The sequence below is a fragment of the Paenibacillus sp. XY044 genome, from assembly GCF_002257645.1.
Taxonomy (GTDB): Bacteria; Bacillota; Bacilli; order Paenibacillales; family Paenibacillaceae; genus Paenibacillus_AQ.
Genome location: NZ_NQMO01000007.1, coordinates 395,847 through 409,448 on the forward strand (window position 1 = coordinate 395,847; position 13,602 = coordinate 409,448).

General features: G+C 46.5%; 14 protein-coding genes. 2 read left to right on the forward strand and 12 right to left on the reverse strand.

Annotated elements, in window-relative coordinates:
- Positions 1-279: 279 nt before the first annotated feature.
- The 10 genes from CJP46_RS26175 to CJP46_RS26220 form a co-directional block, all read right to left on the reverse strand.
- Positions 280-1,506 carry a copper amine oxidase N-terminal domain-containing protein gene (locus CJP46_RS26175; RefSeq protein WP_094598570.1) on the reverse strand — a complete coding sequence of 409 codons (1,227 nt, stop codon included), beginning with the start codon at positions 1,504-1,506 and terminating at the stop codon, positions 280-282.
- A gap of 214 nt (positions 1,507-1,720) precedes the next feature.
- Positions 1,721-2,731, reverse strand: a complete 1,011-nt coding sequence (locus tag CJP46_RS26180) for an aldo/keto reductase (protein ID WP_094598571.1) — start codon at positions 2,729-2,731, stop codon at positions 1,721-1,723.
- A gap of 331 nt (positions 2,732-3,062) precedes the next feature.
- Positions 3,063-3,551: an NUDIX hydrolase gene (locus CJP46_RS26185; protein ID WP_094598572.1), complete on the reverse strand. Its 489-nt coding sequence runs from the start codon at positions 3,549-3,551 to the stop codon at positions 3,063-3,065.
- 603 nt (positions 3,552-4,154) lie between these two features.
- Complete coding sequence (locus tag CJP46_RS26190; RefSeq protein ID WP_094598573.1) at positions 4,155-4,940, reverse strand: nucleotidyltransferase domain-containing protein; 786 nt, start codon at positions 4,938-4,940, stop codon at positions 4,155-4,157.
- A gap of 272 nt (positions 4,941-5,212) precedes the next feature.
- A complete protein-coding gene (locus CJP46_RS26195) occupies positions 5,213-6,457 on the reverse strand; it encodes a serine hydrolase domain-containing protein (protein ID WP_094598574.1) in 1,245 nt (414 codons plus the stop codon).
- A gap of 182 nt (positions 6,458-6,639) precedes the next feature.
- Positions 6,640-7,503, reverse strand: coding sequence for a pentapeptide repeat-containing protein (locus CJP46_RS26200; RefSeq protein WP_094598575.1), 864 nt, complete (start codon positions 7,501-7,503; stop codon positions 6,640-6,642).
- Between the two features lie 14 nt (positions 7,504-7,517).
- The gene (locus tag CJP46_RS26205) at positions 7,518-7,847 is read right to left on the reverse strand and encodes a PadR family transcriptional regulator (RefSeq protein ID WP_036714822.1); all 330 of its coding nucleotides are present in this window, start codon (positions 7,845-7,847) and stop codon (positions 7,518-7,520) included.
- A gap of 388 nt (positions 7,848-8,235) precedes the next feature.
- Positions 8,236-8,862: an NADPH-dependent F420 reductase gene (locus tag CJP46_RS26210; protein ID WP_094598576.1), complete on the reverse strand. Its 627-nt coding sequence runs from the start codon at positions 8,860-8,862 to the stop codon at positions 8,236-8,238.
- Positions 8,863-8,865: 3 nt separating this feature from the next.
- Positions 8,866-9,165, reverse strand: coding sequence for an antibiotic biosynthesis monooxygenase family protein (locus tag CJP46_RS26215; RefSeq protein WP_094598577.1), 300 nt, complete (start codon positions 9,163-9,165; stop codon positions 8,866-8,868).
- A 99-nt stretch (positions 9,166-9,264) separates the two neighbouring features.
- The gene (locus tag CJP46_RS26220; protein ID WP_094598578.1) at positions 9,265-9,621 is read right to left on the reverse strand and encodes a winged helix-turn-helix transcriptional regulator; all 357 of its coding nucleotides are present in this window, start codon (positions 9,619-9,621) and stop codon (positions 9,265-9,267) included.
- Between the two features lie 306 nt (positions 9,622-9,927).
- Between CJP46_RS26220 and CJP46_RS26225 the strand changes: the two genes are divergently transcribed.
- Positions 9,928-10,830 carry a dihydrodipicolinate synthase family protein gene (locus tag CJP46_RS26225; RefSeq protein WP_094598636.1) on the forward strand — a complete coding sequence of 301 codons (903 nt, stop codon included), beginning with the start codon at positions 9,928-9,930 and terminating at the stop codon, positions 10,828-10,830.
- A 53-nt stretch (positions 10,831-10,883) separates the two neighbouring features.
- Here CJP46_RS26225 and CJP46_RS26230 read toward each other — a convergent pair whose 3' ends face one another.
- Both CJP46_RS26230 and CJP46_RS26235 read right to left on the reverse strand, forming a co-directional pair.
- A complete protein-coding gene (locus CJP46_RS26230; RefSeq protein ID WP_094598579.1) occupies positions 10,884-11,345 on the reverse strand; it encodes an MEKHLA domain-containing protein in 462 nt (153 codons plus the stop codon).
- Positions 11,346-11,407: 62 nt separating this feature from the next.
- Positions 11,408-11,938, reverse strand: coding sequence for a GNAT family N-acetyltransferase (locus tag CJP46_RS26235; RefSeq protein ID WP_094598580.1), 531 nt, complete (start codon positions 11,936-11,938; stop codon positions 11,408-11,410).
- Positions 11,939-12,230: 292 nt separating this feature from the next.
- On the opposite strand from CJP46_RS26235, the gene CJP46_RS26240 reads away from it, so the two are divergent.
- On the forward strand, positions 12,231-13,448 hold the full coding sequence (locus tag CJP46_RS26240) for an MFS transporter (RefSeq protein ID WP_094598637.1): 1,218 nt from the start codon (positions 12,231-12,233) through the stop codon (positions 13,446-13,448).
- Positions 13,449-13,602 lie beyond the last annotated feature (154 nt).

A 13,602-nucleotide genomic window follows, 5' to 3' on the forward strand; every position in this document is an offset into this window, starting at 1 on the left:
GACATTCATTGATCCGCCTTCCCCGGCGGCATAGAATTTTTTTCTGTTAAGTTCGGAATAACGACCTCTAATATAGACTTAACAGATCTATAATAACTATTATTCTTCATCACTTCAAGGATAAAGATCAGAGCAAGCTTCGCTCTTAAATCGACCGTATATAGAAAACACCTCCTCATCCTAAGTGGGCTACTTGCTAACCACAATTTAGCGATGAAGAGGTGTTTCTATCAGGAGACGGTATTCACTTTTTGGATATGAATGTACACAAGCAGCTTCTTATTTCATGTCCTGCCAGCTTTTGAAATCGTGAATAGCGAAGCCGGCGTAGCTTGCATAGTGCGCCAATTGATTATGGGCGGACTGCAGCTCTTTGTCCATCACATCGCTGCTCATGGAATAGAATGATACACGCGGACCCTCATTGCTTTTAACCGTTTCTACAGCAATAACAATCTTCTTGTTCAGCGTGGAGGCTTCTCTCAGCATGGCCTGCGCATTTTCCACAATTCCATTGCCGCCTAACGCATGATTCCGATAATTCATGATGACGAGGGAATCGAACTTCTCCAGCATCCATGCGCTCATGCTGTAATTCTTCCCCGGTACTTTAATCGTATTCAGCCAATACGGAACGTCGATCGCAATTTTCAAGTCGCTCCCTTTAGTCTCGTTCTCGATCAGTCTCAAATTGTCCATCCAGCTTTCAAGGAGCTTCTTATTGTCCGTCGTCCATTCGCTTAGCCCATAAGGTTCAATATCGAAATGCAGTCCCGCAAAGCTCGCTTCCGGGCCAACAGAGGAATTATAGCTTTTAACCCACGCTATAAATTTTTGAATATCCTCCTGCGCAGACTTCTTGGCCCATTCGGGACGACCCTCAAGTGCCTCCACTTGGATTCCTTCGCCCTTGGCTTTTCGAATAAAACTCTCATACATTGCCGGATCTAGATCTACATCAACTTGAAGGTAAATCGATGTTACACCTTTTATTCTTGCGAAGTTTATAATTTTATCTTGATCCTGTTTCAGGATGTAACTGTCCCATATCCATGTTCCTTTCGGAACACGGGCCACTGAAGACATGATGCTCACCTGATTGCGCGTGGGCTGCCAATCCACAATGGAGTGCAAGGCTTCACTGATAAAGCGCAGTGGAACCATCGTGCGGCCATTTTTAAGCACCGCCGCCCCCTCAAAATCCACTCTTTTTCCATTCACCAGTGCATAATTATGGCCAATCACCAAAATAATGATGTCACGGTTAAGCGAGATCGTGATTTGTTTTAAATTTCCGTTCCATTTCGTAGTAGCTCCAAGCTTGTCGGATACAAAAGCAAGTGGAACCATCGTAAGGTTGGATTTCTGATCGACGTAGGGGTGCCCATCTGGGAATTGCACTTCACGCCCATCCACGGATACATGGACTTCAGAAGCGTAGATCGCGGGGGTAAACGCAGCTAAACTAAGGATGATAGCTAGCGTGCATACTAACAATTTTCTCATAGGTGACTTCCTTATCTTATTAAATTTGTTCTTTGTTCTTTACGTCCCTGTGCACGCATTGTCGCACAATGAAATTATACGGTATGTAATAATTGGTAACAAGCTCAACAGGTCAATCGATGTTCGGAATTACTTTATTTATTATAGAGGGCAAAAAAGGAGTGGCACAAAGTTCCAATTTCTACTTTGTGCCACTCCTTAATAAGCCTCCTATTTATTTTACGCTGATGGGTAGTGGTGCATTAGGCGCTACCAGTTTCTGTTCGCGCATTTCGTCCCAGAATGCTGCCGGAATCACTGTGTTCAATGCAGCTTTGTCTTCAGCAATTCGTTCAGGTCGACTAGCACCAGGAACGACAGCAGCAACTGCCGGATTAGCCAGTGAAAATTGTAAAGCAGCAGCCTTGATGCTGATTTGATGGCGATCTGCAATATTTTTGATTTTCTCAACTTTTGCAATAATTTCTGGTGACGCTTTTTGATATTCAAAGTGGGTACCTCCAGCAAGAACACCCGAACTATATGGACCACCTACGACAATGTCCATATGATGTTTTTCAGCTGCAGGCATGACTCGTTGTAACGCACGCTCATGGTCTAATAATGTGTAACGACCGGCCAGCAAGGATACATCTGGTTTTGCTTCTTCCAATTCCAGCATGAGTTCAATCGATTCTACTCGGTTTACTCCGAGTCCCCAACCCTTAATAACTCCTTCTTCACGTAAACGTGTGAGCGCACGGAATGCCCCAGTTCGGGCAATCTCAAAATGCGAAATCCACTCATCCCCATAAAAGTCCTGCGCTAAATCATGAATATAAACAAAGTCCAGACGATCGGTTTTTAAACGTTTCAAACTCTGCTCGATCGAGCGAAGGGTTGCATCCGCGCTGTAGTCATTAATCATTTTATTTTTACGGCCGAATTCGAACAATCCCCCTTTTTCTCCTAAATCCCGTACAGAAGGATCTTCCAATTCATCTGAAATAGTTCGACCAACTTTTGTGCTTAAAACATATTCATCACGATTTCTTTTCGACAGTGCTTCACCAAGACGGATCTCGGCCAAGCCGGAACCATAAAGTGGAGCTGTATCAAAGTAACGAATACCACTCTCCCAAGCAGCATCCACGGTTGCCATTGCTTCTTCTTCGGGGATATTGCGGTACATATTCCCAAGTGGTGCCGTGCCAAAACCAATTTTTCCTTGCAGTATATTTCTCATCTATGATGTCCTCCTAAAATATATATATAATTTCCCAGTGTATAAATATGGATATAAGTGACTATTTAAATCAACAAATGTTATTTCATCGGCTGACAACAATTGATTATGAAGCATCTACACATAAAATAGAAGTACGCACTTTGAAGTACTATAGGAACTAAAAAGTGTCCTACCCAATAAAAAGCTCCACAAAATCTCACCTTTGTTACATTGAACACAAAAACAGCCGGTCGGAATGGACCGGCTGCAGAAGCTAGCAGGATTAGATTGTCTTTCAATAGGAATACTCAAAGTGCCTCGATGGCACATTGCACCTGGATGACTCTGATTAAACGTACCTTTGAAGCTTGACGTTACATTCTGATGTAGTCGCAGTGACATACTCTATATAATTCACAGAGCCGTTAAAGTTCAAATAAGCTTCATAACGCATGCGGATTGCAGGTAAAGTAATCAAATCCAGAACATTTTCCTTTGGAACCCACCTGCATTCGCTCGTTTCATCAGAGGTCGCTAACTCTCCGCCCACAGCTTTACACACGAAATCAAACATGACCTTCGTAGGCACATCCGTTTCACCGTCATACCACTTATGGATCGCTGTATTCGAAACAACATTAATGAGTTGGCTAACCGTGGCGTCTATTCCGCTTTCCTCTTTAATTTCACGGATCACGCCATCCATCAGGTTTTCTCCAACTTCAGTTATCCCACCAGGATACACCCAACCGTCGTCATGGGCTTTGACTAATAGGATATTTCCATTTCCATCTTCCACAATTCCGCCTGCCGATACAATATGCGTCGGGAACGCCATTTCACGACCTCCAATACGGTACGTTTGTATATTTATTCCACTTACTTCGAAGGACGGTAGGTTATTGTGCCCTTAGCTTAAAGACGTGCGAGCTTGGTTAAAATTGTCCCAGGACAGATATATACATAAAATTGTTAATGCGAAAAAGATAACTGAAAGTTGAGGATTTCTACGGAATTTGATGCCATATGAAGAGAAAAAAATTGCCGCAGCAAATTTTGCCGCGCTTTGGTAATATCCATTATCCGAAAAAAATGAATTGCTAAATACTATCGCAACGAGCAAAGTTGAAAAAATAAGAATTTTAAACCACAGAGGTTCTCTTAGGAATTGTTTATACATAAATTTAATCCTCTGCAATAAAATCTACCCCCATTTTCGTTTTATTTCCATATAATAACACATGAAAACACAAAAGAGAGCCTCTATCTTGTATCACAGTATTCCAACTCTCCTGCCCTTCAGCAAGAAAAAGCTGTACGTTGAAGTTTGTGTTTAACAAGCCTTTAAGAAAAAGATGATATGTTCTACTAGTTCAGACTTTTTCCTCGTGTTTTGATAAAAACACTTATCGTAAAAATAAAAAAAGCCGCAGGTACGCGGCTATTTGGAAGAGTAAACAGACTCCAAGTAAGCTATTGAAGCTTGCTCCGCTTCACTTTTATATTCGAAATCCCCTAAATGCTGACGTAGTCGTTGATAAAGATGAATGGTCTTTTTTAAAGCGTGATAACAACTCTCCGTACTGTGGTTTGGTATCGTTTCTTTAAGTTCATCAAGCTCTTCGCCCTCATATTCTTCGAGTTTTCGTACCCCTCTTGGAAGTTCACCGTTCTTGATATGAAGCAATGGCCCAATCACGGTGTTACGCATAAAGCTGAGGTGATCGATGAGCTCGAACAATTCTCCCCTGCCAAGTTTTGACGCACCATAATGTATCCATATCCAAAATCGATCCTCGATCCATTGTGGATCAGGGTAAGGAAAGTTCGAAGCTGTTCTTTGAAATAAATGACTAACTTCCTCTCCCCTTTCCCAGAGGATTACAGGATTCTCAACCCGTTGTTCAAGTTCCTGAATAGTAACAAATTTCAAATCAACGTGCAGCAACGGTTGTCCATACAAGCATATCAAAAGCCTCGGTTCCCCTACATGTTCGCCTGTAAAGGCAGATAACAAATGCCCTAATTTTTCTGCAATCTGCATACGGTTTTTCATGATCTCTTCTTTATAACAAGCATCGTAAACAACAATAAAATCTAAGTCACTGTATTCATCCATAATACCTGTTATCATGGATCCTCCTGCAAGAAGACCCCGTATACGATTGTCCTGACGAAGCTTTTCTTTTGCTTGGATAATAAAATCTTCATGCATTTGTAAAGGCATTGACAACACTCCTAAAATGATGACCCCCAAAAGGGTATTACGCCATCATATCATGATCCCATCTAATATTCAAAAGGGATATTGAATGGGATCATGATATGAGCAGTCCATATGGATATTCGAATAAGAAAACCATTCCATCACCCACTGAGCCTTTTCTGGGGGTAGTACCAGCGAAGCTGATACTACCCGCAAAATATGATAATAAACTGGGAAATATTAATTGATTCACCGTTTTTTTTAAACGAACAACGAACTACGGGCTCAGTGTCTCAGTCTTCAATTGCCTGGTAGATCGTGGCCCAGAAGTCGTGGATAAGCCGCGCTGAATCCGGAGTTGACATCCCAACCTGGGTGAGCAGGATTCCTGTGAGCCCGGTGACCGGGTCGGCGTAGGTCGAGGTACCGCTTCCTCCGTCCCAGCCGAACTGGCCGATAGGCGCGTAGTCGCCGCGGTAGGTGCGCACCGCCATCCCGAAGCCCCAGCCGCCGTGCTGTCCTTGGCCGAATGACACATGGACGTTGTTGGTGGCCATGGCGTTTCGGGCGGCTTGCTGCTCGGGCGTGAGGCGGTTGGTGGTCATCAGTTGGACGGCGGGCCGGGACAGGATTCGCTCCGTCCCGTGCATCCCCTGATTCAGCAGCATTTGGAAGTAGGCGTGGTAGTCGTCAACAGTGGAGGAAAGTCCGCCTCCACCACCCTGGAATGCCGGAGGCTGGCTGTAGCGTCCCCCCTCGGCTTCGTCCCACACGATGAACTCTCCGGTCTGCGGGTTGGGTGCGTAAAGAGGCGGCAGGCGGTTGATTTTGTCGGCGGGCACATGGAAACCCGTGTCTTTCATGCCGAGGGGCTCGAAGATGCGCTCGCGCAGGAACGTCTCAAACGACTGGCCCGTGACCCTGGCCACGAGCACGCCAAGTAGATCGTTGCTGATGTGGTATTGCCAGCGTTCTCCGGGCTGGTGCATCAGCGGAAGCGCACCAAGGCGGCGCATCCACTCATCCGGTTCGGGCATCGGCTCCGGTAGATCGGGCGTGAGGCCCTGCTCGAAGATCGCGTTCATGATCGGAGTGCCCAGTGACGTCATATCCATACCGAGCCCGAACGTGGAGGTCAACAGGTCCCGTACGATGATCGGCCGCCGCGCCGGCACGGTATCGTCCAGCGGGCCGTCGGCCCGCTTCAGCACTCGCCGATCCGCAAGTTCGGGCAGCCACGGTTCTACCAGGTCGTCAAGACGCAGCCTGCACTCGTCGAGCAGAACCATCGCCGCAGCCATCGCGACCGGCTTGGAAGTGGACGCCATCCGGAAGATCGTGTCCCGGCGCATCGGCGCGCCACCGTCGTGACGCATCGTGCCGAGCGCTTCGACATGAGTCTCACCGTTCCGGCTGACCAGGGCGACTAGCCCAGGAATCTTTCCGGACTCGACATGCCGTGCCAGCACGTCACGCACTCTGCGCAGTCCTGTTTCGGAGAAGCCGTTATGCCTTTGACCCGTTATACTCTGATTCATTGGGTATCCCTCTCTTTACTATTTTTATCAGTCCTCATCGCAAAGATATATGCCACGAACGTGATTCCGATGCTCATACAAGAGCTGCTCATACATCATTACCTACTGGGTGACCTGACAATAGCGCGCGAATAGCTTCCGCGGTTAAGGTAACCAGCTCGTTTTGTATATCCCCTCCCATTTTAAATAACCGTAACTTTGGACAAATCAGCCTCTATGCCCTTGAGCGCGGCAAACGTCAACTTATCCATTGTCGCCTCGTCAAAGCAGACGGTTTTGATGGCACGGTAGTACTTTTTGGACAACATAGACCCTTGGAAGGACACATTCTTGAGCGTCGCGCCCTTGAACGAAACTTCTTTCAACCCGGCTTTGTCGAATTTGACGCCGATGAAGGTTTGGCCGTCAAAACGCAGCCCTGTCAGATCGCTGGATGTGAAGTCCACCCCGTCAAAAGTACAGTTTTCAAAGACGGTTGTACTGAGAGCGGTCATCGTCAGGTTCACGTCAGTCAGCTTTACGCCGGTGAATTTTGCTCCGGCCAGCCACGATTTGCTGAAGCTGGTGCGCACAAGGATGGATTTATTGAAGCTTGCATTCGCAAGGTCAAGGGTGGACAGGTTGCAGTCGGTCAGGTTTGCACCGTCGAAACGGGCATCTCGCACGTCGCTGCTCTTAAAGGTGCTGCCGGTCAAATCCGCGTTCGTGAAGTCGGATCCTCGCAGCGCACTTGCTGTAAATATCCCTTTATGCGCGGTCACGCCAGCAAAGTCGCTCTCTACTAAGTTACTGGCGCTGAGATTTGTCAGCACCTGCCGCTCCAGTGAACGAGAGAGGTTCGACACTTCCAGTACGGTTTGCTCAATGTCGCCGATGCTGTCAATGGTCATCTCAAAAGCCGTTTCATCGTCCTTGCCCTCGGCTTTCAGTTCACGGAAACGCTCCTGCAAATCGGAGTGCAGGTCCGCCTTCAATTCGCTGACGCTCTTCACTCCGTCGTATGGTGCAAAAACCCCGTTCAGATAATTCGTCAATTTCTCATTCATCCCATCAACTCTCCTTATAATAGGTCTTCAAGCACACGCTTTGCGTACTCCCAATTGCTTTTGTTGCGTTCATAAGTTTCCTTGCCTTTCTCGGTAATTCGAAAATACTTGCGCCGTCCGCCCTGCGATTCATCGCCCCAATACCACTCGATATCACCGTCCCCTTCAAGTCGCCGAACACTGGAGTACATCGTGGCTTCCTTTAATTCATACTCACCGCCCGAACGCTCGGCAATCAGCTTAACAATTTCATAGCCGTAGCGGTCCGCTTCGGATAAGAGTCGTAAAATCATCGTGTCGGTATGGCCTCGCAGCAGGTCGGATGTGATTTTGTTGTCGCTCATACAATCACCTCCATATCTGCATGATAAGACATATTACTTTGACTGTCAAGGTAATTTGTTAATTAAAATACTTAGTTGATATCCCTCCTGCGGTTTGATGCAGTTATGAGTCATCGGCTAACATAATTTAATTACGGTTAACCAAATAGACTCATGTCTTTGCTCGTCCACTGATATATGTTCTAGTCCTCCGGTTTTGGAAAAAACAAATATCGTTTAAACACAAAAAGCCGCAGATCTGCGGCTTTTAAGCTTTTATGTTCTTGTCGTCTTACATGCTTTGATTCAGCACGAGCCTCTCTACGCAGCCCTGAGATACCCTGGTCCATCCCGATCGACTCGATGAGACTCTTTGCATGAAGATTGAACAAATTACGCTTGATCGCTTTTATCGCTTCATCAAGGCAAATGCAAACGAAGTGCCCCAACCTTCTTTTATAGCGAGATGGATCCATAACCACGCCAACTCTTCGAGCTGCCGGGAAATATGTAGCTTGCCGGCACTCACCGCATCGAATCCGATCTGCTTAGCAAATTCTATGGCGGTTTCAACCGCTTCATGTTCGTCCCCTGCTGCAAACATCAGCATTTTTGAGGTCTGATAATTAGGATGTATCATATTGTCTGCACCGGTTTGGTTAAAACATTTTACGACACGTGCGCCATTCGCCCACAAGGCGATTTGTTCGGCTCCTGAAAGGCCCTGTTCAAATTCCAGTCCACTAAAATCTGGTTTGATGGGATTTGTACAGTCAATCAAAATTTTCCCATCCCAGTTATGGATCAATTCCACTGTTTCCTTTGCTGCCTGCCAGGGTACAGCTAACAGGATCACCGTGGAGTCCTCTACTGCTTTAACTATGGTGGTAAGAGATGTTTTTCCTGATTCGCGCAAATCTTGATAGCGGCTGCTTTCAGGGTCACGTACGCCGTAAACTACGCAATGTCCTGCATCATGCAATGCATGACCTAATGCACTTCCCACATTCCCAGCCCCAATTACACTAATGTTCATGGTTCAAACCACCTTGTCAATCATGCTATAATGTTTCATCTCTAAGATCGCATTAAAAAAAGGTTTGACCAATGCAAAGAATTTTTGAAAATCCGGACTCGTTCGGAATCCTTGCATGTGTCCCTCTACCGAATCCCATTCGATTCTGACGATGAAGTGATCGGGTTCCTCGACACCCCGGATGACTTCGTAAGATAAGCAATGTTCCGAATTTTCCAAAAACACCCCGGCCTCTTTATACGCTTGTACGAAATGCTCCGATGATTCTGATGCGATATGATAACGAATAATTTCAACTACCATGAAGGGATGCGCCTCCTCAGTAAATTTTTCTATAAAAAATAATACGGGAGTATTAGATGTCTTACAATAAGGCACATTTTTGTTCGTTGCTCTTATCAACTACTCACTGTCGTCTGATCCAAGCACCTCTCTCACTTGCAAGTCGTATTCCCGCATCCGTCTTTTCCCCCAGTCACACATAAGCTCAAGAATCGGCTCGATGCTTTTACCGTACTCGGTAAGCGAATATTCCACTTTCCTTAATCGTTCGTCATAAACGGATCTCTGAATGAGTCCATCCCGCTCCAATTCCTTCAGCTGAAGGGTCAGAATCCGCTGCGTAATGTTTGGCATCCTATGCTGAAGCTGGCTATAACGCAAAGTTTTCTTGGACAAATGACGTAGGATTACCGTTTTCCACTTCCCTCCTACCACATCTAACGTTACTTCTACTGGGCAGTTATATATTTTGGTCATAACACGGTGCTCCTTTCACCAGCACTTTTTTAATGTATCCCGAATGAATATAACATCATGAAATTCAAATTCAAAAAGCCGCAAAGATGCGGCCTTGTAAGCATGTATGTTCTTGTCGTGTTATAATACCTTTTTAAATGTGGTAATCACGATTCCGCACTGAAAAACTCCAGTTTGGCATTGTTCAGCGATCATATTGGCCTAGTTTTTTGTATCAAAATTGGCCCTTTCATTAAGTCCAATCGATTCTTATAATTTGTTTTATAATTGATGAAGGTTAAACAATCAAAGGGGTGTATCTTGATGTTGTTCCATGGATTGTCCGCTTTTCCACTGACCCCAGTGAATGAGACAGGTATTAATGAAAAAGAATACGTGAACCTGATCCAACGATTGGTTGCAGCTGGCGTAGATTCCATCGGTGCGCTGGGCTCAACAGGAAATTACGCCTACCTCAATCGGGAAGAACGTTATCAAGTTTTGAGGCTTGCTGTCGGTTCCGCCGAGGGCATTCCCGTAATGACAAGCATAAGTGCGATGCGCACGCTAGACGTGCTCCGATTAGCGGAAGACGCACAACAAGCAGGAGCAAGCGCCGTGCTTTTGGCTCCTGTTTCTTACCAAGCGTTAACGGATGAAGAGGTATATTTATTGTATGAACAGGTGACACGCTCACTCTCGATTCCGCTTTGCGTGTATGATAATCCAGTCACGACACATTTTCATTTTAGTGATGAGCTGCACGGTCGAATTGCTGGACTCCCCCAGGTTCGTTCGATCAAGATTCCTGGAGTACCATCTGGACCTGAAGCAGCCAAAGTACGCATTAGCCATCTGCGAGCGCTCATTCCATCCCATGTATCAATCGGCGTAAGCTCTGACCCGTTTGCTGTCACTGGTTTGAATGCTGGCTGCGAAGCATGGTACTCCGTTCTGGGTGGCTTGTTCCCAAGGACATGCCTAAGAATGACACGATTTGCCCTGGACGATTGTGCTGAAGAAGCAGAACGGATCTCGGAGCGGCTTGAACCGATTTGGTCGTTATTTCGCCAATACGGAAGCCTCCGCGTTGTTTCGGCAGCCGCAGAAATCAGCGGCTTGATTTCAAGTCCGAGTCTTCCTCTCCCTCTACAGCCACTGAATCAATCCGTCAGGGAACATCTGAAGTCCATACTTAAAGACATTCAAACGATTGAAGAATCTTGGTAACCTTTTAAACTAGTAAAATGCTCGCCATCATTCGGCCGTCGTTTCTGCTGTGGTCATTCAATGTAACGATATTGACGAAAAGCAGCAGCTTGTCCATGAAACACATCGTTATCATCCATAAGGTTCCATACGGTCGCCTGCATGATATAGAATCTTCTACCGGTACCTGAAATTCGAATACCCGTGTAATGATCGACGTAGCCATTTTCTTTGACAGCTTTCAGGAAGGCCGCACGTTCCTCGCGCTCCATCGGTTCTGCCGTTAGTCTTGAAGGCGTCTGGGTAAAGATCTCCCAGTTGGTTTCCCACAAATCGAGTGCCATCTGATTCCCGTAGTTTAAAATCGGATCCGTCTCCGTTCCATGCGTCAGTAATACGATTGGAGCTCGGAATAGTGTGTCTGATTCTGTACCCGGTTCAACCGCTTCATCAAGAAGCGGCTTTCCGGTCCATCTCTGATAGCTGTTCAGGATCAATCCGGCATGTAAATTGGATGCTTTAAGGCTGATATTCATTTTCCTGATCCTCCCTGCTGCTGCTGTTCTTTTGTTACTTCTTCATCTGTGATGCCTTTATGTTAGTACGGAAAGTTATCTTCGATTATGGTTTGGGTATGGTTCTCCCAGTCTTCTCTGATCATTGCATACCCAACAGAATCAAATAATTGACCGTTTTGTCTCCAAGATCTACGGTTGTAAGATTCTTTTACAAATCCGCTATTAAAGAACGTTTTTCTCATCGCAAAATTATCATATCTGGTATGACCTTCGATTCTAACAATATGAGAGTAATTTTTAAATACATAAGTACTTAACCAATGAAGGACATGCTTCGCTATTCCTTTGCCCCTAACCTTTTCTTTCAATCGCAAATCGAATAAACATATGGGATCTTCTAAATCGAAAATTTTGATTAAACCGATTTTTGTCTGATGATCCATGATCCAAAAGGTTCGGTTCCCGTTTTCGTTATAATTTCCGTTGGCTGCATTTTCTCTTATAGACTCCTCAGTAGGACTCTCCTGTCCATGAAAACTCCATGTTTCTGACGTTAAAAATTGTACTAATTCATCAACCATATTATTTTCAAACTCCAAATAGGTGTACATCGTTCTCCCCCTTGAATGGCTGCCTTCATTTTTTCATTTAATCCACAGATATGATTTTCATTCACTTATATTATAACGTTTTCAACGTGGAATACATTACTTTCCAGCCAGGATAGATAGTAGAATCCCAGATGTTTTTTTGATCCTTCCCTTCCTTCTTTTTTTTATTTCATTTAAAATAAACTAGCACTAATAACCCTAAAAGCTTCGAGGTTCTGGAGCTATGCACTCAGCATGGTTTCATTTCATCTCGTTTATGCCTCCCAATAAGAAAGGATGACCTGCATTGCATGTGAACAGTTCGTCCGTGCTTCATAACCGCTCGTTCTTGCGCTTATGGATCGCACGGATTTTCTCGGCAAGCGCTTTTCAAATCCTGTCCGTCGCCATTGGTTGGCAGATGTACGCCCTTACGGGCAGTGCCTTTCAACTCGGACTCGTCGGCCTTGCCCAGTTTTTGCCCATGCTGCTGCTAACGCTGCCGGCCGGGCAGACAGCGGATCGATATGATCGCCGTACCATCGTCTATATCTGCCAACTGATGGAGAGCGTCGTCGTCGTCTTGCTCGTCATCAGCAGCATGGAGGGCTGGATCCACTCTATTCATTTGTTGATCGCCGCTGCCATTCTCGGCGCTTGCCGTACCTTTGAAGGTCCGGCTTCGGCCGCGCTCGTGCCGGATATCGTCGACCGCGAGCAGCTTCCGCAGGCAGCCGCCTGGTCCGCCTCGGGAATGCAAACGGCGATGATCGTCGGCCCGTCGCTCGGAGGCGTACTCGTCATCTGGGGCATCTCCACCGCCTATATGACAACGCTGATCGCGCTCCTGGTATCCGTCGGGTTGATCTTCTTCGTCAAGACCGTCCATTTCGTTAAGAAGCTGGATTCCGTCGGCATAGAAACCTTCTTCAGCGGCCTGCGGTTCGTATTCGCCCGTAAAATCATCCTCGGCACGATTTCGCTCGACCTGTTCGCCGTTCTGCTCGGCGGCGCGACGGCATTGCTGCCGATCTTTGCCGATGAAATCCTGAAGACCGGTTCGGTCGGCCTCGGCCTGCTCCGCTCCGCGCCAGCCGTTGGCGCGATTGTTGTTTCGCTGATCCTAACGCGTGTTTCGCTTGAAAAAGCCATCGGCAAGACGTTGTTTGCCTCGCTCGTGGTTTTTGCCTTGGCGACGGTCCTGTTTGGCATCTCCCACAGCCTCTGGCTTTCGCTCTGCGCGTTGTTCCTTATCGGCGCATCCGACGTCGTGAGCGTCGTTATCCGTTCAACGCTCGTACAGGTTAACACGCCCCAGGATATGCAGGGTCGTGTCAATGCCGTAAACTCGCTGTTTATCGGTACCTCAAACCAGCTGGGCGAATTCGAATCCGGTACGATGGCCGGGTTGGTTGGAGCCGTGCCGGCGACCATCATCGGCGGCCTTGGTACCCTAGCCGTTGCCGTCATCTGGATGTACTGGCTTTTCCCTGTTCTTCGGAACCTGAAAAAGTATTCGACGGAGGCCTGATGATCATACGTATCATAAGCTAAATTTGCCCCTGTTAACGCAACAACGACAGCCGATCAATCGGCTGCCGTTGTTTTTTTGATTGAGCTATCGTTAACGTGCATCGCTTTCAGAAACACTTCTTAGCGGTATTGATTGCCTAGATATTCCGTAA